Source organism: Bacillota bacterium, from assembly GCA_018818595.1.
Lineage (GTDB): Bacteria > Bacillota_I > Bacilli_A > Izemoplasmatales > Hujiaoplasmataceae > JAHIRM01.
This window is the reverse complement of the sequence record JAHIRM010000034.1, coordinates 1-20450: the sequence shown is the minus strand read 5'-3', so window position 1 is coordinate 20450 and position 20450 is coordinate 1. Positions and strand designations below refer to the sequence as shown.

At 28.9% G+C, this 20450-nt stretch carries 17 protein-coding genes and 1 tRNA gene; 5 read left to right on the top strand and 13 right to left on the bottom strand.

Annotated features, from left to right (window positions below; genetic code table 11):
- Both KJ971_05915 and KJ971_05910 read right to left on the bottom strand, forming a co-directional pair.
- Window positions 1-864: alpha/beta hydrolase (locus KJ971_05915; protein MBU1145374.1), on the bottom strand; the 864-nt coding region annotated here is incomplete at its 3' end.
- Window positions 865-916: 52 nt separating this feature from the next.
- The gene (locus KJ971_05910) at window positions 917-1837 is read right to left on the bottom strand and encodes a hypothetical protein (GenBank protein ID MBU1145373.1); all 921 of its coding nucleotides are present in this window, start codon (window positions 1835-1837) and stop codon (window positions 917-919) included.
- Window positions 1838-2071: 234 nt separating this feature from the next.
- On the opposite strand from KJ971_05910, the gene KJ971_05905 reads away from it, so the two are divergent.
- Together KJ971_05905 and KJ971_05900 are read left to right on the top strand one after the other, a co-directional pair.
- Window positions 2072-2404, top strand: a complete 333-nt coding sequence (locus tag KJ971_05905) for a PadR family transcriptional regulator (GenBank protein MBU1145372.1) — start codon at window positions 2072-2074, stop codon at window positions 2402-2404.
- Window positions 2394-3494 carry a DUF1700 domain-containing protein gene (locus KJ971_05900; GenBank protein ID MBU1145371.1) on the top strand — a complete coding sequence of 367 codons (1101 nt, stop codon included), beginning with the start codon at window positions 2394-2396 and terminating at the stop codon, window positions 3492-3494. The genes KJ971_05905 and KJ971_05900 overlap by 11 nt, the downstream gene beginning before the upstream one ends.
- A gap of 58 nt (window positions 3495-3552) precedes the next feature.
- On the opposite strand, the gene KJ971_05895 is transcribed toward KJ971_05900, so the two are convergent.
- Window positions 3553-3626: transfer RNA gene (locus tag KJ971_05895), tRNA-Gly, on the bottom strand.
- A 262-nt stretch (window positions 3627-3888) separates the two neighbouring features.
- On the opposite strand from KJ971_05895, the gene KJ971_05890 reads away from it, so the two are divergent.
- Window positions 3889-4089: a DUF2892 domain-containing protein gene (locus KJ971_05890; GenBank protein ID MBU1145370.1), complete on the top strand. Its 201-nt coding sequence runs from the start codon at window positions 3889-3891 to the stop codon at window positions 4087-4089.
- 42 nt (window positions 4090-4131) lie between these two features.
- Here KJ971_05890 and KJ971_05885 read toward each other — a convergent pair whose 3' ends face one another.
- The 3 genes from KJ971_05885 to KJ971_05875 all read right to left on the bottom strand — a co-directional run bounded on the left by KJ971_05885 (window position 4132) and on the right by KJ971_05875 (window position 6675).
- Window positions 4132-5340 carry an MFS transporter gene (locus tag KJ971_05885; GenBank protein ID MBU1145369.1) on the bottom strand — a complete coding sequence of 403 codons (1209 nt, stop codon included), beginning with the start codon at window positions 5338-5340 and terminating at the stop codon, window positions 4132-4134.
- 94 nt (window positions 5341-5434) lie between these two features.
- Window positions 5435-6322, bottom strand: coding sequence for a metallophosphoesterase family protein (locus tag KJ971_05880; protein ID MBU1145368.1), 888 nt, complete (start codon window positions 6320-6322; stop codon window positions 5435-5437).
- A gap of 155 nt (window positions 6323-6477) precedes the next feature.
- Window positions 6478-6675, bottom strand: coding sequence for a hypothetical protein (locus KJ971_05875; GenBank protein MBU1145367.1), 198 nt, complete (start codon window positions 6673-6675; stop codon window positions 6478-6480).
- Between the two features lie 198 nt (window positions 6676-6873).
- On the opposite strand from KJ971_05875, the gene KJ971_05870 reads away from it, so the two are divergent.
- Window positions 6874-8061, top strand: coding sequence for a pyridoxal phosphate-dependent aminotransferase (locus KJ971_05870; protein ID MBU1145366.1), 1188 nt, complete (start codon window positions 6874-6876; stop codon window positions 8059-8061).
- A gap of 345 nt (window positions 8062-8406) precedes the next feature.
- Here the strand turns inward: KJ971_05870 and KJ971_05865 are convergent, their stop codons facing one another.
- The gene (locus tag KJ971_05865; protein ID MBU1145365.1) at window positions 8407-9813 is read right to left on the bottom strand and encodes an HAD hydrolase family protein; all 1407 of its coding nucleotides are present in this window, start codon (window positions 9811-9813) and stop codon (window positions 8407-8409) included.
- Window positions 9814-10123: 310 nt separating this feature from the next.
- Between KJ971_05865 and KJ971_05860 the strand changes: the two genes are divergently transcribed.
- Window positions 10124-11272, top strand: a complete 1149-nt coding sequence (locus KJ971_05860; protein ID MBU1145364.1) for a 1-acyl-sn-glycerol-3-phosphate acyltransferase — start codon at window positions 10124-10126, stop codon at window positions 11270-11272.
- A 100-nt stretch (window positions 11273-11372) separates the two neighbouring features.
- Here KJ971_05860 and KJ971_05855 read toward each other — a convergent pair whose 3' ends face one another.
- The 6 genes from KJ971_05855 to KJ971_05830 all read right to left on the bottom strand — a co-directional run.
- The gene (locus KJ971_05855) at window positions 11373-14450 is read right to left on the bottom strand and encodes a PAS domain S-box protein (GenBank protein ID MBU1145363.1); all 3078 of its coding nucleotides are present in this window, start codon (window positions 14448-14450) and stop codon (window positions 11373-11375) included.
- A 225-nt stretch (window positions 14451-14675) separates the two neighbouring features.
- The gene (locus tag KJ971_05850) at window positions 14676-15704 is read right to left on the bottom strand and encodes a HAMP domain-containing histidine kinase (protein MBU1145362.1); all 1029 of its coding nucleotides are present in this window, start codon (window positions 15702-15704) and stop codon (window positions 14676-14678) included.
- Window positions 15701-16369, bottom strand: coding sequence for a response regulator transcription factor (locus tag KJ971_05845; protein ID MBU1145361.1), 669 nt, complete (start codon window positions 16367-16369; stop codon window positions 15701-15703). Before KJ971_05845 ends, KJ971_05850 begins: the two co-directional genes overlap by 4 nt.
- A gap of 73 nt (window positions 16370-16442) precedes the next feature.
- The gene (locus KJ971_05840) at window positions 16443-18785 is read right to left on the bottom strand and encodes an ATP-binding cassette domain-containing protein (protein MBU1145360.1); all 2343 of its coding nucleotides are present in this window, start codon (window positions 18783-18785) and stop codon (window positions 16443-16445) included.
- Between the two features lie 166 nt (window positions 18786-18951).
- Complete coding sequence (locus KJ971_05835; protein ID MBU1145359.1) at window positions 18952-19515, bottom strand: hypothetical protein; 564 nt, start codon at window positions 19513-19515, stop codon at window positions 18952-18954.
- A gap of 49 nt (window positions 19516-19564) precedes the next feature.
- On the bottom strand, window positions 19565-20450 hold an 886-nt coding region (locus tag KJ971_05830), incomplete at its 5' end, for a hypothetical protein (protein ID MBU1145358.1).

Genomic DNA, 20450 nt, shown 5'->3' with positions numbered 1-20450 from the left:
TTTAACTCTTGCATCGTATCCATGAACCGTACCTAAAGTATCATTATAGATAACTATATTGTGGTCTTCATTCAATCGATCCACATATAGTTTACCATCATCATGAAGAGGATCAAATTGAGCAGTCTCCAAATAAGTTGGAGGCATTTTTTTAAAACTGGGGTATTGTAATGGAAATGCAAACCTCTCAAGTCCAAATAATCCATTTTTATAAAAGTGTTTTCCAACAACTTCGAACATTCTAGAATGAAACATAGGCGTATCGGTATATAATTTCCTAGAAGGATTTGACAGTCCTTTATCCAAAGCAGGATAAATTAACATTTGAGAACTAATAATATTTTTTTTCTCTTCTTTTAACATAAGCGTAACGGCTGCCGCTAAATTCCCGCCAGCGGAATCTCCACCAATTCCAAAGTGTTTGATATCTATTTGAAAAAGCCGATTCGCTTTATAGATATACATCAAACTATCATAGGCATCATATAATGCGGTTGGAAAAGGATATTTTGGGGCTAATCGGTAGTGAACTAAAACTGCTTTGATTTGTAATTTATCCACTAATTTAGCAATTGTTTTTTTATGAATGTGAGTCGCATTCATCAAAAAAGCCCCACCTGGATAATACATTAAACACGGAAGAAAATCGTTATTTTGTTTTGGTGAAAATAAATCAGCTTTTAGAAAATGCCCATCTCTCATTTTAATTCTCAACCTGGTTTTCTTGATTTGTTTATGGGTTAATTGACAAGAATAAAACAATCGAACCATTAAATTACTAAGAGATAACAAGAATAAATTCTGAGGCATTCTAAAAAACTTTAAAACTCTAAAATCTTTGTGAATGGGATATTTATGTTTCATAAATTCTCCTTTAAATAACCAAATAATCTATTTTGAGAATACTCAAACAATGTTATTTGTTTAATGTTTCAATCTTATTAATCTGTTTATCTGATGTGTTTGAAATAAGTTTCCACGAAATAAAAATTCCTATTCCAAGAAAAAGTAACGAAATTAGCAACTCATTTAAAAAAACATATTGATACGTTGAATCTTCTAATAAACCAGATAACGTATAATCTAAACTTAAAGCAAGTATGTTCCAAGTAAATAACTCAAACGCAACCACAATCAAAACCGAAATAATGATGATGATATAAATCATATAGGTTTTTCTTGGTGCTTTTCCTAGCTTGTAACCATAAAATCCTCCAAGAGGAATTAAGGCATACAAAATTGCATAGAAAGCATCTGATATATATAAAATCATAACCAAAGGGATCAAACCAACAAATGCACCCACAAGAGATAGTATGATACTCAATATCAATCGATTTGATTTTGAGTTTTCCTTTTCCACTGATTGTTTAACATCCTTGACGTGATCTGCTGCACATTTTGGATGCACGGGAACATAGGATACATCCCATACTCGATAATCTAACTTTTCTTCATGACGGACTTTATGGCATATCACGCATTCTTGATATTGATGTAATTCATAAAATTGAAAAGCATTTATTGAATCACAAAGAAGCAAATTATTTTTTTCGTTAAATTCTTCTTCTTTTTTAAATAATTTAAAAGGCAAAACAATAATTAAAGAATCATTCTTCATTTTAAATGTTGAAAATCGGACAGAATTTCTAATTTTTTTTTGGATCAAACGTCTTGTTTCATTTTGGATTGAATGATTGAATACAAACATAAGTCCTTTCATGGAAATCGTCCCCATATCAACATCAACTAAACTATAAGTAACTCCATTTAAATTTCCCACATAAGTATTGCCTTTTTTTGTTAAATGTAATTGATTATATATTTCTTCTTTCATGAATAAACCTCAATTCTAAAATACTGTATAATAAGTAAAATATATCTATACTGAATGCTATCACACCCTTATTTAATTGTCAATCAATTCTCCATTTTTCGAAGAGAGTCACTGTTTAAACATTGAAAAAATTAATAAATATTAAAGTCATATAAAAAAAATATAAAAAGTTATTGTGTTTTACACAGTAATGTGATAATCTATTATTGTGTAAAACACAGTAAGGAGGATCATATGAATTCACAATTTAAAAAAGGCGTTATTGAAATGTGTGTCATAAACCTAATCAGTAAACAAGATATGTATGGATTTGAAGTGATTGAAACCCTTTCAAAAGAAATTGATGTAAATGAAAATACCATTTATCCGATTTTAAGAAGGCTTACTAATCAAGGGTATTTCATGACATATATGGATACTGATTCATTAAAAAAAATAGGTGCTCCAAGAAAATACTATAAGTTAACTGCTTTAGGACAAACAAGAAATGTAGAATATGAAAATGAATGGTCTAAATTTTTAAAAGGTGTTTTTAATATCTTAGGAGGGAAAACTTATGAAAAGTAAATATTTAGCAGAAATCAAAAAATCACTTGAAAAATATGAGATAGAAAGCGAAGAAATTCTTGATATCTTAAACGATTATGATCAATTGTATGATGATGGTTTAAGTAGAGGTTTATCAGATGAAAGTGTAATTGCTTTTCTTGGAACTCCTGAAAAAATCGTGAAAGAATTAACAGAAGGAATCAAGCACATAGAAAAACCAAAAAAAGGTTCTAAATTAATTGCACTTACCCCCTTTATTAGTTTAGTCATTTATTTTATCTTAGGCTTTTATTTTCAAGTATGGCATCCTGGATGGCTTGTATTCTTCTTGATTCCTGTCACTGCAATTATTGTTGAAATGGGACATCAAAAAGACAAACATATTACGACAGCTTTATCGCCATTTTTTACAGTTATTACCTACTTAATTATAGGATTTACATATAACATTTGGCATCCAACATGGTTAATCTTTTTAATTATCCCCGTACTTGCTATTGTAAATTCAAGAAATGAACGTACTTCACTTCAAATAATTACAGCTTTAACTCCATTTATTGCTACCATCACTTTCTTTTCTTTTGGGTTTTATTTAGATTTATGGAACCCTATTTGGCTTGTATTCTTTATCATTCCTATGGTTGGTGTTTTAAATGACTCAAATAAAACGAAAATTATCATTTATGAATTTTTATTTGCTTTATCTATTTCCATCTATCTATTTTTAGGATATACTTATGGACTTTGGGGTTATGCTTTACTTGCCTTTTTAATTCCTTTTGTTTATGGAATTTCCAAAAATGATATTCAAATTGATATTTTTCACGAAGGAAAAGAGGAATGGATTGTCTTTCTTTTATGCCTTGTAGTGTACGTAACTCTTGGAATTATTTTTAAAACTACTTGGGCATACCTTTGGGTTATTTTCTTCTTAGTTCCTGTTTTCGCAATTGTGAAACACGGACCTAAAAAACAATTATTTGTTCCAATTTCACCATTTCTTGCAACAACTATCTTTTTTCTTCTTGGATATTTCTTTGAACTTTGGAGTATCTCGTGGATTGCATTTCTCATTATTCCAGTTGCAGCAATATTAAATAATCATTAATCATTATTAAAAAGAAAAAATACCATCTAACTGAGATGGTATTTTTGTTTTATCAATTTGGAGCAAGCGAGGGGAATCGAACCCCCATTCTCTGCATGGCAAGCAGACGTTTTACCATTAAACTACACCTGCAAATCAAAATCGTTCTAGCACTTTATATTGTATATGATAACTTGCATTTTTTCAACTATTTTTTTAAGTAAATTTGTTGTGTTTTGACTAAATCACTAAATAAAACAATAATTTAATCAAATCGTTTCCTTAAAAAAACAAAATGAGCTTCAATCTATATTTTAATCAATTGCACAAATTCTGTATATGAGAGAAAATCTCTAAGCATTGTATTATGTATTATAAAATAATCAGCGTATAATAAAAGCAAGAGGTGATTTAAATGAAAAAAAATGTTGGCAAGATTGATAGAATAGTCCGTGCTATATTAGGTGTTGGATTTGTAGTTTTATCTTTCGCAGTTAGCTATTGGTTTTTAATCCCTGCAGTCATCATGATCGCAACAGCAATCATGGGTGTATGTGGACTTTATTCCTTATTTGGCATTAATACTTGCAAAGTTAAAAATACTCCAAATAAATAAGACAATTTCCTAAAAACGCAAATCAATTTGATTTGCGTTTTTTTATATATTTGATACTGCCTTTTTTGACTTTTGTTTTATTAAAATATAGAGCAATAACACAAATCCAATGAAAAACATACCCGCACTGACATCAAAAACAAGGAGTGGTTTAATCTCGTATAAGAATCCCCCTAATAAGGGACCAATAATCATACCAATCGATAAAAAGGCTTGTCTAACCCCCATTATACTAGCGGTAGCACCTTCTTTTGCAAAAGAGGAGATAAAGTTTTGTTCATACGGTTGATATATTGCCTTCAAAATAACATATAACATGAAAACGGTGTATACATAAAATAAAAACTTTACTTGTCGGAAGACAAACAAAATAATGATAACGCTTAGAATTTGAATGATTGTTATAACAACTAATTCGTGTTTTAACTTTACAATGAGCGGTACGATGAGAATACTTGAAACAACTGATACAAAGCCTGTGACCATGACGAAGGTTCCAAGTTGACTTGGAGTATATCCTAATTCATTAAAATATACATCAATATACTTTGAAAGGTTAATCGATCCAATGGAAATAAAACTTAAAGAGATTAAGAAAAGAAGCAAAGTGGAGTTCATTGATTTTATCCCTTTGAAATTTGGTCGAATTTTTGGCTTTTTGAAATCTAAATTCTTTTGATTCATTCCCTTAATCAAAAGAATGACAAGTAACGTATAAAATAGATTTAAAATGGCTTGAATCAAAAAGACTCTTCTTAAGTCTGATGTTCCAAAATACGTCACAAAAAAATTATTTTCAGTTAAAAAGCCGCCAATTCCATAACCAATACTTGCGCCAAGTGTAATTAAAGCCGCAAGAAAGGCTAAATGTTTTGCTCTATCTTTTTTATCTGAGATATCAATAACATAGCTAAGTAAGAGTGTCATACTTGCTGATACTCCAAACCCACTTAAGAATCGAAAAAAAATCATCCAGTACATGTTCCCAACATATGCAAATGCTGCTTGCCCTACACTATATAAAATCAGTCCTAATGTAATGTATAATTTTTTGTTTCCCAAATCTCCAAGAAATCCCCATAAAGGTGAACCAATCATTAGCCCTAAACTCATCGAGGCAAAGAAAACACCAAACATATAATTTGGAATTTGAAGGCTTGTTACCAAAGCGGGTGTAACAGGATGCCCAAAATTATGAATTATTCCTTGAATAAAGGAAAGAAATAAAATAATAATTAATTGTTTTTTCATCTATTTCCTCCTCAAAAGTGATGCTTATATTATTATACAATACTGTCTATACATTTGATAGAAATATGTCTTATTCTTTACGTCTTTTCAAACTCTATACTTCATTTTCTAGAATAATCTTTGTATCAAATGACCCATCTTGATGAAGATTTATTAACCTTGCTCCTCTTAAATATATGATATCTAAATAGTCGTAATATCCAGTTACTCTGCCATATGCAAGTAAAATCTCATCATGAATAAATTGAAAATCGTTGTAATGATCATGTCCAACAAACACTCCTTTTGTACTTGAATATTTTTTCATTTGTTGAAATAATCCAGTATTTTCTAATGGCACACAAGGATTCTCAAATTGATTCCCTATTTTCAAAGGTGATTTTATTTGAAATTCTGGCAATGGAATATGAAAAAAAGCAATGCTTGGACATATTTTTCCACTTATAATTGGAAGTTTTTTCACTTGATCTGAATACCAATTTACTTGGTTTTTATGAATAGTATCATATCCCCATACTTTTTTTTCTTCAATAAGATAATCTTTCGTATTATTCGAATCGAAAAAGAATAAAGACCAAATCATTTGATTTATGTTATTAAAAATGGATAACTTATAATTTGTCTCATCAAATATATCTTCTTTGTTTTTAGGAAAGAAATTGAATTTGTAAGGTGCAATTGCTTGTATTAGTTCTTCTTTTATTGCAGATCCTTCCGTATCATGATTTCCAAAAACATATGTAAAAGGAATCTTAAATTTTTCAAGATGTTTTCCTAAAACAGCATAAAGGGAAATGCTATCTGAGTGCATAGTTAAATCTCCAGTAATGACAATTAAATCTGGATGAGTTGCAAGTACAAGACGTTTAATTAAATCAAACGTTAATTCATCTTTTTCATTTTGCATTAAGTGAAGATCTGTCAATTGTAAAATAGAAAAATCACTTGTTGAATTTGATTTAAATTTTAATTGGTTTATCATATTATCTAACCTCTTTGTGTTCTTTTTAAATATATAACTCATCAAATAGAAATGATTTCGAATAAATTGTATCATATATCATAATAATTTATTTCTCGATTCTTTTAATTTCAAAAAAAAGAAGCATGTTGTATGCTTCAAGTTATCTATTTGTTCTAATACATGTATCCTGGACTGGATGTCCAAGCAATAATCACCGCAAACCCGAGTAGAATAGCTCCTAAAAAACAAAGAGAAATAATCCATCTAGTTTTTTTAGTAAAAGGTAAAAATGCCCACATGATGAGTAGACCAATTGGGTAAATAAAAATTAATAATAGAATTGTAATTAAATTTAAATCAGCTTTTTTCATATCTTATTTCTTCCATCTTTTTTTGAGATAAGTCATTATATCATAATCTGAAATAGTAATCAATTTACTAACAATTTATTCTATAATAATTCTGCTATTTCAGTTTGTTGTAATTCATTTTTCCTTTTTTTTTATATTGATTAAATAAAGAACAAATGCTAAAATATAGATAGTTAAGAAAGCGAAAGGATAATGACCGTGGAACTATCAAAACGAGTAAGAGAAATGCAAGAATCACCGATTCGAAAACTAGTACCCATCGCAACACGCATTAAAAAATTAGGGAAAACAGTGTATCACTTAAATATTGGTCAACCAGATATTCCAACACCAAAAGTATTTATGGAAGCCATTAAAAATTTTAATCCTAATATTATAAAATATTCATTTTCGCAAGGAGAACCTTCCTTAATCAATTCCATTAGAGATTATTTTGCAAGAGATAAAATCTATTTTGATGAAGATGAAGTATTGATTACAAACGGAGGATCTGAAGCTATTTCATTTGCAATGATTGCTATTTGTAACCCCGGAGATGAAATCCTTGTCCCTGAGCCTTTTTATACAAATTACAATGGATTTACAAGCGGAGTCAGTGTAAACATTAAACCAATCACTACTGTTGCTGAAACCGGATTCCATTTACCAAAACGCGAAGAAATCACTAAATTAATTACTCCCAAAACCAAAGCAATTCTTTTTTCAAATCCAGCCAACCCTACTGGGACCATTATGAGAAGAGATGAATTAGAAATGCTTGCTTCTATCGCAAAAGAATATGATCTTTTCATCATAAGCGATGAAGTATACCGCGGTTTTGCATTTGATAACCTTGAAGGAATCTCAATGGGATCCATTCAAGGAGTGGAAGACCGAGTCGTTATCATCGAAAGCGTATCTAAAAGATATAGTTCATGTGGAGCTAGAATAGGAAGCATCCAATCTAAAAATAAGAATTTGATGCATAATATTTTAAAACTATGTCAAGCAAGACTATGTGTTGCAACTTTAGAACAAATTGGAGCTGCAGAATTATATAAATTAGATCAAACTTACATAAATTCCATTAGGGATGAATATCAAGCAAGAAGAGACATCGTTTATAAGACTTTAAAAGAAATACCTGGAATTGTATGTAAAAAACCAGCCGGTGCTTTCTATGTAGTTGCGAAACTCCCTGTAAAAGATGCAGAAAAATTTGTCGTGTGGATGTTAGAAAAATTTGATGTCGATGGTGAAACAGTTATGTTAGCCCCAGCCAATGGATTTTATGTCTCAGAAGGACTAGGACAAGACGAAGTTCGAATTGCCTATGTATTAAATACTAAAGATATGGAACGAGCAATGTTTATTCTAAAAAAAGGTCTCGAATCATATAAAGATTAAAAAAGCTTAAACTTTTCTTTCATGTAAAAAAAATATCAAATTAGAAATTAAAAACACAGCTATTGGCCAATAACTGTGTTTTTTTATTTTAAAAAAATAAAGATGAAATGTTGTACTGAATTGGCTGAAAATTTCCGCTTTGATCGTCAATGTTTTCAAATAACTTATTTACATTTTTACTCATCGTAAGACCAATGGTTGGTAATAGCAATATGACAACACAAAACAATCCAAGTACATTTATGGTAAAATTATCTATGATTAATCCTCCAATTAGTTACTTCTATATTTTAGTATATTAGTATAAACATTTCAATCTAATTTTTTTATAGAATCTTTCCTTTTTTAGTGAAATTCATTTATTTTGCGTTTTAAATAGGCTTGAAGATTTTTCTGGTGATAAATTTTATGTACTTCTTTCATGATAAAATCTGGGTTATTTCCCGGCAACACGACATGTGCTATTTCTTTTACATCTTCTGATGCTGATTCCAGTGCAATTGAATAATTAGACGCTTTCATCATCGGAATATCAAACGACTTGCTTCCTACACTTACAATAAATGCGTTTTTATGTTCCAATGTAAAATCTCTTAATGCAATTTCTTTTGAAGCATTTATACTATTGATTTTTAAAAAAAAGAATCCAGGTATTAAATCATATGGGTACCGATTTAAGATAAGCTCGTTTGCATAAGGTTCTGATTCTATTTTTTGTTGAATAGACTTTATTTTTTCTAATTCATCTAAAAGAATATAATATACAACATCTTCATCAACAGACAGTTTTCCTTTCACATGATTTCTAAAATAATCGTTTTTTCGATCATCAAAAAATTTCTTTTCCGCACTGTTTTGAAACGCCGTGTAATATATAGACAAAATGCCATCTGTAATGGTATATGTAAACACATTTTTATTCTCTTCTTTGAAAAGACAATCCAAGGTTTTTTGCGCTTTTTTTTCTATGACTTTAATTTCCGAATACTCTTCTGTTATTGTATCAAAGATAACGGACCCATTCATAATCATCAAAGGTAATTTAAAATGAATTCCATTTAAGATTTTTGTTAAAGACGCTGGTGTTCTAGTTGTTGACAAAGTTATATTTGCACCATGAGAAATTAAATGATTGAGTTGGTACTTTGTATAACTTGTTAATTGTTTGTTAGGCGGTAACAGTGCTCCATCCAACCCTAAAACAAATAAAATGGATTTATTGTTATAAAATTGAATATGAACTTGATTAACAAGCAAAGTAATCATCACCCCTATAATGGTTGATGAAATTCTATTTATAGCAAATGGGATTACAGGCAGATTATTTCTAAGACTAATTGTTACACTCAAATAAGTTAATGTTGCTACAAAAATAAAATCATTTTGTTTAAATAATACCATAGCGTAAATTAAAGGGATAATCATGATTCCAACAAGCAAATACAATACGGTCAAACTAAAAATTTCGCCATATAAAAGTGTCATTGAATTTAACATAAAATGTTCATAAAATAAAATTAAACTCATTCCAAAAATACCACCAATGATAGAGCCAACAGAACGAATTCTTGCTTGTTTAAAACTTGAAGATTGATTGCTTTGCATGGAATAGATTGCGGCAATTCCAGCAAAAAACGGAGAATACCACGTGATTGCAAAACTAGGATTAATTAAATGAAGTAATACATTTATAAGCATTGTCAGTAAAACAGCAATAGCAGTTTTTACATTTCGCAATCCGATTTTTGGCATAATTTACCTTTCAATTTTGCTTCTCTTCATCCAAAGGAAAAGACAGACAATTCTTTGCCTGCCCTAAGAGAAGTTTGTCATAAATAAAACGCTTTTCTTGGAATCTATACATTTGATGTAAAAAATATGTTTAAATATTTTGAAATCATTATATCACAGAGATATTCGCTTTTCAAAGAAATTCTAATAATTTTTTATACTAATTAAATTTCTGATTAATTTTAATCAAATTATAAAAAAATAAATAAAAATGATATAATAAAAATAAAAAGAATCAAAATTAATTTGAATGCTTTTTTAGGTGATAACTATGAAAAAAACGAAAACTGACAGGCAACAAGATTTTTTGCTTTCTTTAATTCATCCACTTGTGCGAGTTTGGATGAGACTAGATGCAAAACGTAAAGTCCATAAAGATCCCTTAATTGATTTTAAAAGAAAAGAACCTTTTGTAATGCTTGCAAATCACACATTTCTTTTTGATGTCATTCACGTCCCTTTACCTTTTAAAAACGTTCCTTTTATTATCGCATCACAAACTTTGTTTACAAAACAACCTTCTAAATTTTTAGTTTCACAAGTCGCTCATGTCATTCCAAAATCCAAAGGCAAAAGTGATACTTCTACCATTTTAAAAATTTTTAGTGCTGTTAAAAAAGGGTACCCTATTCTAATTTTTCCGGAAGGGGATACTACTTTTTATGGTGAAACAGGATACATTGAAGAATCAACAATGAAATTAATTAAAAAATTAAAATTAGATGTGATTACCTGTAATGTAAAAGGCGGATATTTATCCAAACCAAGATGGGCTACTTCAAAACGAAAACATCGATCCATCGAGCTTTTTTATCATTTAGAAATCCCAAAAGAAAAGCTTGAACAACTCTCTGTAGATGAAATTAGTAAAATCGTTAATCAATCATTATACCATAATGATTATATCTATCAGAAAAATAAATTAATTGGACATCCTGGAAAAAGACTAGCAGAAGGAATTGAAAACGCTGTTTATGTTTGTCCTCATTGTGAGGCTATAAACACGATTATCTCAAAAGGAAATAAATTTTATTGTACCAAATGCGAAAAAGAAGGATTTATCGATTCATTTGGTTTTATTCACGACTTTGTGTTTGATAATTTAATTGATTGGAATAACTTTCAAAAAAAATATACCACAAAACTAAGAAATACTATTATTTCAAGTAATGGAAACATGTTTTATCTAAAAATGGAAAACGATGAACAAATTGAAGTTGGATTCATTCAATTAACCTATAAGGAAAACAATTTTCATATTACTGGCTCTCATAATGAAGTCATTCCTACAAAAGAAATATCAAATGCAACAATTACCTTAAGAAGAGATTTTGGATTTATTTACGATGAACGTCATTTTTTAATCAAATTAGAACATTATAGCGCTTCTTTTATCCGAATTGTTCAAGACAAATATTAAAAGCTTTATTATAAATTAAATCAGAATAAAAACAACTTTTAAATCCAAATGGTTTAAAAGTTGTTTTTAATAGTTATAGGTAATCCTAAAATTTAACTAATTATTTTGATTCAGTAAAGTACAATAATTCAAAATAGTTTTCAACAAAAATTTTAGCTATTTCTGGATCAAATTGCGTGCCAGAACATCTTTTGATTTCATTAATTGCTTCTTCATTTGTCATGAGAGGTCTATACGTCCTTACAGTCGTCATGGCATCAAACGCATCCGCAATTGCAATTATTCTTGCCGGAAGAACTATTTGATTGCTTTGGAGGCCCTTAGGATACCCTTTGCCATCCCATCTTTCATGATGTTCAAGGATGTAATTAGCAATCTCTGAAAATTCATTAGAAGAGCTTAAAATTCGGTAGCCAGTTTCAGGGTGTTTTTTAATACTTTCCCACTCTTCTTGGCTTAGTTTATCTGGCTTATTTAAAATAGCTTCATCGATCCCTATTTTTCCGATATCATGCATTAATCCAGCTATTTTTAAATCTTTAATCGATGATTCATCAAAACCCAATAATGTAGCAATTTTAACACTAATTTCACTGACTCTTTGTGAATGTTTCATTTCTCTTGGATTCTTTTCAAAAAGCGTATTCATAATCAAATCAATGGTTTTACTTCTCATACTTGAACTATCAGAAAGTTTGCGTCTATACATATGATTTTCTGCATTTTGAAAGATTTCTTGAATATCTGTTTTTGATTTCGTTTTAGTTTCATATCCAAAAGATGCCGTTATGTTTAGCTGATTGGATTTGTGATTTAAAATGAGATGATTGATTTGTTCTATAAGTTGTGTCGCTTCAAGTTCGGTTGTTTTTGGTAAAACAAGAATAAATTCATCTCCACCCATTCTAGCTATAAGATCATTTGGTCTAGCAATATTTCGTAAGACATCAGCAACCAATTTTAAAAGAATGTCTCCTTTACTATGTCCAAAAGAATCATTGATTAATTTAAGTCCATTTATATCTCCCAAAACAATTGTCAAAGGAATATTTTCTAAGATGTCTAACTTAATCAACTCTGATTCATAGAATCTTCGGTTATGAAGACCTGTGAGTTGATCGTGATTACTAATATAAATTATTTCTTCTTCTCTTTTTTTTCGCTCCGTAATATCAATTCCTTGAGCAATAATTGACTTTATAGTCTTTTCATCGTTTTCATAAATAGGTGCTAAATTCCAAAGAATGTATTTGACAGAATTATCTTTGCATAAAATTTCAATTTCAGTTGCATTAAGATTTGTTCCAGTATGTACAGTTTGAATTAAATTCATTGTTTTTTGAATGGAATGAATTGGAAAAAGGATTTTTAAATCCTTTCCAAGAATTTGTCTTGCTGTATGACCTGTGATATCTACAAAAGCATTATTGATTTTCGTGATTTTATTTAAATGGTTCCAAACGATAATTGCCGAACTAGACGATGAAATTAATTTTTCTAAGTATTCTTTTGTTGCTAGCAAATCCATATCTTTCTTTTTTTGCTTTGTAATATCGTTAATGATTCCATTTGTTTGTTTGAATTTTCCTTGGGAATCAAAAGTAATAACAGCATCAAATGAAATCAGGACTCGATGCCCTAATTTGTGAATAATCTCTAATTCACAATACACTCTTTGCTTTTCTTTAAGCAATTCAAATTTACGATAAAATTCATCAATGTATTCTTTACAAACAATGTTTATAAAAGGGTTTCCAATAACTTCTTCTTTTTTATACCCAAGTATTTCAGCCCATTTTTGATTTACATCAATAATTAATCCGTTGATGTCAAGAGATTGATATCCAAGAGGTGCTTCATTAAACAAAACTTGAAATCTTTCTTCGCTGCTTTTCAATTGTTTTTCTTTGTTCATTCGATCTGAAATATCTTTTGTAAATGCAGTTGCCCCTATAATTTCTTTGTTTTCATTATATATTGGATTATAAAACGACTCTTGATAACTAATAGGTGTGTCACCTATTTCTTGTATTACTGAATGAGTTATTCCTGATAATGCAAGATCAAAATTTGCTTTAACCATTTTTTTATCGACAGTTGAAGTGATGCAATCTAATAAATTCATCCCAATTTCTATTTCTTGATTATATGAAATTTTCATACATTCTATATACGCATGGTTCAAATAAAAATAATTATAATTTTTATCGATAGAAAGAATACTTAAATCTTTTGGACTTTCAAGGCTAGATTTAAGAAGAATTTGAGTACTTTTAAGTTCTAATTCAGAATTTAAACGAATAATGTGCATTCCAACATTTCTTGAAAATATCATTGCCAATTGGTCGTTTTGAAAAGCATGATCTTTTTCCATAAATACTGTAAAGTCACCAAGAAGGTAATCATTCTTTATTATTTTGAATACAAGAACTTCTCCTAAATTAAATGATTTTTCAAGTGAAATCAAGACACTTTTTTTAATCTCATATCCTTGTATATCTTGAATTGATTTAAACTTCATAACAATATGATTGTTTGGTTTTGTTTGTGATAGGGGATTATAATTCCATTCTTTCCCTTCCAAATCGAACCCTAAAATAGAAGTCAGTTTGTTTTTAATGTTTTTAAATCCAGATATGGCTATCGTTTTAAATCTCATTCCTGATTTATCAAATAGATTAAAAATAACATATTTTGAATTTGTTAAAGATAAAAAATTATCTGTAATTGCCTGATAATTTATTGTGTCTGTATTCATTTCTAATAAATTTTCAGACATTTTAACTAATTGATTTAATCCTTTAATTTGTTGAACTTGTTCTGAAATATCCAAAAAATTTGTTATGAAATAATATTTTTCAGGAGAAAAAACGATAATTCTATACCATTTATTAAGAGCTTTAGAGAATTGATCAAATTCTTTTTTCCCACCATTTAGTGCAATATCTCCATAGATTTTAATCCAATCAAAAGAGTCCTTTACTATATCTGGCATAATGTGTGTAATTTTCTTCCCAAGAATTTTTTCTCTCTTTAATCCTGTAAAGTGTTCAAAAACGGTATTAACTTCAATAAACTCGTAATCAATAGGCTTATCATATTTGTCACATATGATTTTATGGTATGCATATCCTATTTGAGAATTTATTACTACGTTTTTATAGAAATTTTCAATCATTTATACTTCCCTCACTTTCAAATCGCTTCAAACTGAAGTGAATTTCTAAAAGAAATTAGTGGATTATGACACATATTAAGATTCCATCAAACCTCACTTGAATTATGCCTTTCGTAAAAATTGTATCACAATTTACGAATAATTGGTAATTCCCATTCTATTTTGATAACTTATAGTCTTATTTTTTGATAATGTACCATGATTAATTTTAAATTGAATATTTTTTTATTTGTTAGTTAAGCCAAGATTACACTTTAAACTAACGAAGAACGTGGTTCCATTATTTACTTGACTAGTGAATGTAATCGTTCCACCTAATTTTTCGATAATTTTTTTGGTAATGGAAAGTCCAAGTCCGCTGCCACATTTATTTCTTGATGTATTCGCAACAAAAAATTGATTAAATATTTTTTTTTGATCTTCTTCGCTTATTCCTATTCCATGATCTTCAATCTCAAAATATACTTGATCTTTCTTAGATAGTGATATCTGAATGGTATCAAATTCTTTTGAAAATTTAATTGCGTTGGAAATTAAGTTTTGCCAAATTAGAAAAGTTAATTCTTTATTCCCTACATAATTAATTTCCTCTAAATCTAGATCAAAATTGATATTTTTTGACTCCCAATCTAATTGAGTTAGTTGTAATACATTTCTTATTTGCTCATCGATACTAAATTGCTCATCCCTTTTGATAATATTTACACTATCTAGTAACGAGATTTGCATCATGTTTTTACTCAATATTGCTAATCGATCAATTTCATTAATGATAATTCTAGAATATTCAATGATTTCTTCTTTTGATAATGTACCACTTTCTATTAATTCAGAATAGCCTTTTATTGAACTCAAGGGTGTTTTAAACTCATGAGAAACATTCTTAGCAAATTCCTTACTTAAGTATTCATTTGCTTGTAATTCACTAGACATTAAATTAATGTTTTGCATCAGAGATGATATTTCATCATGTCCATCTACGTCAATCTTTACATCAAACTTTCCACTTCCAATTTCTTTAACGATTTTATTTATTTTATAGATTCTTTTTACAATAATTGAATTGATTGCAAAAGCAAATAATGTTAACGATGAAAAACCCATTGCCATCATTGCTAATATAAAAACACTTGAGTTCATAATTTCTGCAGTCGGAGAATAGCGCAAAAAATAAACGGTCATTCTTGCGATAGATGAAATAAAGATGAAGATTACAATTAAAATCGCGACTATTTTTGTAGATAATTTTTTCATTTTAATATCACCTTATACCCAAGTCCTCTTACAGTAATAATTTCTAAATCTTCACTTTTAATTTTTTCTCTAATTCGTTTGATATGTGTATCAATCGTCCGATCATAACTTTCACTATCATAGCCCCATATTTCATCCATAAGTTGATTTCTAGTAAAAATAATATTTGGGTAAGAGATTAATTTATAAAGCAGTAAAAATTCTTTTTTGGTTAATTCAACTCTTTCATTTCCAATCAAAGCTACATTAGATTTCAAATCTAAAAGTATATTTTTGTATTCAATTTTATTTTCACTAGCAATTTTTGATCTTCTTAATAGAGCTTTGATTCTTAATAGCAATTCTTTCATTTCAATTGGTTTGACCAAATAATCATCGGTTCCACTTAAAAATCCTTTTTCCTTATCGCTAAAAGATTCTAAAGCTGTGAGCATTAGAATAGGAATCTCTATATTTATTTTTCGAATAGAAGTTGTTAATTCATTTCCATCAAGTAAAGGCATCAAAACGTCAGTTATGACTATATCAAAGTGTTGTGTTTCAAAAAATGTTAAAGCTTTTTTCCCGTTTTCTGATTCAACAACTTCAAAATTCTCGCTTGATAAATACTTTGATATTAACTTCCGAATTGAATCGTCATCTTCTGCGATTAATATTTTAATCATAATTTCCCCCCAAAAAGACAAATTAAGAGATGTTTCTTCTCTTAATTATATCTTATATTTTAGTATTTACAAATTATTCAGTTCTTAACGCAACAACTGGATCTTTGTTTGCTGCAATTTTACTTGGAATTAAACCAGAAATAAAAGTCAATCCAATACTGATTAAGATAAGTCCTAACGCACTTAAAATTGGCAAACTAGCAAAACTTGAAATTCCTAAAGCACGTTGAATAATCATATTAATTGGAAATATAAGAAGAATTGTTACAATGATGCCTATAACTCCTGCTGTTAAGCCAATAATAATTGTTTCGGCATTAAATACACGACTAATATCCTTTTTTCTTGCTCCAATGCTCCGTAAAATCCCAATTTCTTTTGTTCTTTCTACAACGGATACATAAGTTATAATTCCTATCATAATGGAAGAAACTATTAACGAAATAGCTGCAAATGAAGATAATATTAACGTTATTGTACTAATTAATGTTGAAATCGTCCCTGATATTGTTTCTGCTAAATCTGTGTATATAACCATATCTGTTCCATCTAAATTAAGGTTATATGCGTCAAGATAAGTCTTTATAGCATCTTTTGAATCAAATGATACTGGGTAGATTTGTATTCCGGTAGGAGAATCATCTCCGCCTATCGTCCGCATGACATTTTGATATGTAACGATGTCATTAAATGGTTGCCCTGTTAAGACATTTACATCAAGGCTTGCTTCTTGAGCTACAACAACATCTGATGTTAAAGCATCTGATAATACTTGAGTGGTAAGCATTGAAGTATAGCCTATTCCTGTAGATAATATTTCACTAGATGCGGATTCTTTTACTCTCATAACTCCAACAATCGTTAAAGTAATGGATTCACCACTTACATACATTGATTCATAATCAGTATTGGCAATAAATATTGACTCGTTTTGAGTATAATAATCATTGTTTGTAACAACTTTAAATTGCATTCCTATAAAATCATCTATTACAAATTCATCATTTATTGTTATGCCAAAGTCTTCTAGTAAACTGATATCAACTCTATTTTGCTTATCAACAATCAAAACGATTTCATTATAATTTTCTGGGTAACTGCTATTACTTCCTAGTAAATCGTATTGAGTTTCAATAAATTCTCTGCTATTTGGAATTTCATTAAAATAACTATCCGATGAAAATCCAAATGAACTTGAAGTGACGGATGTATTAACTTTTACATATCCACCATTATCAGTTTCTGCAATTACATTTAACGTTACACTACTCGTATAAGAAATTGAATTATATAAAGTTTCATCTAATTCTTGTATGTAATTAATGTAATCTTCAGTAATGATATTTGTGTGATCTCGCGTATTCGCTTCTGCATCGTAAGAGTAAATGATATCGGTTGTTGGAAAATCAATTAAAGATGTAGTAATACCTGTCAAATCACTTATATGTTGCTGAGGTTGAGATAGCATATCATTTGTTGTGCTTACTGTTCTACTTATCGTAAGTGGGAACCCTGCTAATGTATCACTTTGCATGGAATTTACATATTGAGTCATTCCATTGCTAATCGCTAAAACAAGCGCTATTCCAATTATTCCAATGCTTCCAGCAATTGCTGTAATTAAAGTTCTTGTTTTTTTAGTAGTAAGATTTTTATAGCTTGATTTAAGTGCTGTCATAAAAGACATAGAAATTTTTTTATTAATCAATTTCCCTGTTGTTTTTGTATCTAAAGATTCTTTATAGTCTTTACTATCTAATATAATTTTACCATCTAGTAATTGAATGATTCGATCGCTATATTTTTCTGCTAAGTCAACGTTATGAGTTACCATAATGACTAGCCTATCTTTACTAATTTCTTTTAACAAATCTAAGATTTGAATGCTTGTTTTTGAATCAATTGCACCTGTTGGCTCGTCTGCTAGTAATATTTTCGGGTTATTAACTAAGGCTCTAGCGATGGCTACTCGCTGCATTTGTCCGCCAGATAATTGATTTGGTTTCTTTTTAATTTGATCTTCAAGTCCGACGTCAATTAAAGCGTTTTTAGCTCTTTCTTTTCTTTCGGCTACACTCACTCCAGATAAAGTAAGCGCAATTTCAACATTATCTAGTACCGATAAATGTGAAATTAGATTGTAATTTTGAAAAACAAAGCCGATAGTTGCGTTTCGGTAAGAATCCCATTCATTATCAATAAATCCTTTTGTGGATTTTCCATCAACGAGTAAATCTCCTTTTTGATAATGATCCAACCCACCTATTAAGTTTAAAAGTGTTGTTTTTCCACTTCCAGATTGTCCTAAAATTGACACAAATTCATTTTCTCTGAATTCTAGATTAATATCAATTAAAGCATGCGTTAAAGTATCGCCCACTTTATAGTCTTTTGAAATATTGATTAGTTTTAACATTATTATCTCTCCTTTTTGTAATAGCGTCATTATACTTAGTTATTGTGAACTGAATTTGAACTAATAAAAAGAAGTTAAAACTAAAATTTCAGAATAACAAATTATATGAAAAACACAGTTTTTTCTTTAAAAAGAATAAACTGTGTTTGTTTTATTTCATTAATTATTATGATAAATCAATATCGTTATAAAACGAATATATCTCCATGTCAATTATTGCACCATCAAGAGAATAAGTAACATTTATTGCATTTAGAAAATAAATTCGAGTCGCATCACTTAGTAAATCTAAATAGTCTAAAATTAAATCTGGGTCAGAAATTCTAAAAGATAGTTCAATCCGTACAAATTTAATTGAGGAAGGCAAATCATCAGGAAACGGAGAATTCACGTCATCGATAAATTCATATTGATAATTTGTCGCATTCGCTAAGCCAGCACTATTTCGAATCAAATTCAATTCTTCTACCATCATGAATTGTTGATAAGAGTTAGGAAGACTTATAATTATTTCATCAATTTCATGATACGTGTTGTCTTGATGAGAAGATAAAAGATCATTGATTTCAATTTGCAAACTAACTTGTTCTGCTTCAAGTAAAGCTAGCTTGTTTGCTTGAATTTCTAAAAGAACAAATCTAAAGGCAAAAACCGCAATAAAGATAATAACGATTAAGTAAATAATTTTAATTTGGTTAATTTTTCTTCCAAAAACATCATGTTTACGCATAATAGACTTTCACCTCCAACACATAAGTAGATAAAAATCGACTTTCAGGTTAATTGGTCATCCATCGTTGTAGATCATAAGTTTCATTATTGATTCCGAATGTTTCATATATCGATAACAAATATCCATTAAAAATGGAAGAATCACTAGTAGAAATAACCAAAGTAATCATTGAATCTTCACTGCTTACTTCAAAACTAAGAAGTTCCATTTCTTCAGTAAAAAAACTTTGCAAATCAGTGATTTTAGAAGAGATAGAAGCGTCTGCTTCATCTAAGTAATCGAATGATTCACTATAATCAATTTCTTTTTGAGTGTAGTCCTCAAAAATTAATACTTCTTCTTCTAAAATTGTTAATTGATTTTGTAAATTATTATTTAAACCTGTTTGATTTATAATTTCTTCATTTGTTGTGTAAAAAGGAATGTAAACTAAACTAATTCCTGTAAAGATTGCAAAAGATAATGCCATAACATAATTTAAAAAGTGGTTTATTCTTGGAATACGATGCAATTTAAACTCGATTGCTTTTGCAATGTCTTTATTTTTAGCTTTTTCAAGACTTTCAAGATATGCCATAAATGCAGCTTTAGGTAGGTCATCAATCATAGAATTTAAGTTTGTCAAATCAAAAACCAATAAATCAAATTCTTCCAGTTTTGTATTTAAACTAGAATATATTTTGGATACTTTTTTTTCGTTGCTTAAATCAAACAAAACAATTTTTGATAAAGAGCTTTTTCCTTTACGAATATTAAAACGATAAAAGTTAGCAATTCGTTCAACGTAATTTTCAATGATATCTGCATATTGAGAATCAGTACCTTCAAATTCTTCTATCATATTAAATACAGGCATATGATTTTCAATGATTTTTATTGAAAATAAATTATCATACAAAGAAACAATCATTAGATTTTCAATATCTGTTTTT

Coding starts and splice junctions, on each gene's coding strand:
- KJ971_05880 (MBU1145368.1), bottom strand. CDS start 6,322: ATGATAAACCAATTAAAATTTAAATCAAATTCAACAAGTGATTTTTCT.
- KJ971_05905 (MBU1145372.1), top strand. CDS start 2,072: ATGAATTCACAATTTAAAAAAGGCGTTATTGAAATGTGTGTCATAAAC.
- KJ971_05860 (MBU1145364.1), top strand. CDS start 10,124: ATGAAAAAAACGAAAACTGACAGGCAACAAGATTTTTTGCTTTCTTTA.
- KJ971_05885 (MBU1145369.1), bottom strand. CDS start 5,340: ATGAAAAAACAATTAATTATTATTTTATTTCTTTCCTTTATTCAAGGA.
- KJ971_05835 (MBU1145359.1), bottom strand. CDS start 19,515: ATGCGTAAACATGATGTTTTTGGAAGAAAAATTAACCAAATTAAAATT.
- KJ971_05850 (MBU1145362.1), bottom strand. CDS start 15,704: ATGAAAAAATTATCTACAAAAATAGTCGCGATTTTAATTGTAATCTTC.
- KJ971_05855 (MBU1145363.1), bottom strand. CDS start 14,450: ATGATTGAAAATTTCTATAAAAACGTAGTAATAAATTCTCAAATAGGA.
- KJ971_05845 (MBU1145361.1), bottom strand. CDS start 16,369: ATGATTAAAATATTAATCGCAGAAGATGACGATTCAATTCGGAAGTTA.
- KJ971_05840 (MBU1145360.1), bottom strand. CDS start 18,785: ATGTTAAAACTAATCAATATTTCAAAAGACTATAAAGTGGGCGATACT.
- KJ971_05875 (MBU1145367.1), bottom strand. CDS start 6,675: ATGAAAAAAGCTGATTTAAATTTAATTACAATTCTATTATTAATTTTT.
- KJ971_05900 (MBU1145371.1), top strand. CDS start 2,394: ATGAAAAGTAAATATTTAGCAGAAATCAAAAAATCACTTGAAAAATAT.
- KJ971_05910 (MBU1145373.1), bottom strand. CDS start 1,837: ATGAAAGAAGAAATATATAATCAATTACATTTAACAAAAAAAGGCAAT.
- KJ971_05865 (MBU1145365.1), bottom strand. CDS start 9,813: ATGCCAAAAATCGGATTGCGAAATGTAAAAACTGCTATTGCTGTTTTA.
- KJ971_05890 (MBU1145370.1), top strand. CDS start 3,889: ATGAAAAAAAATGTTGGCAAGATTGATAGAATAGTCCGTGCTATATTA.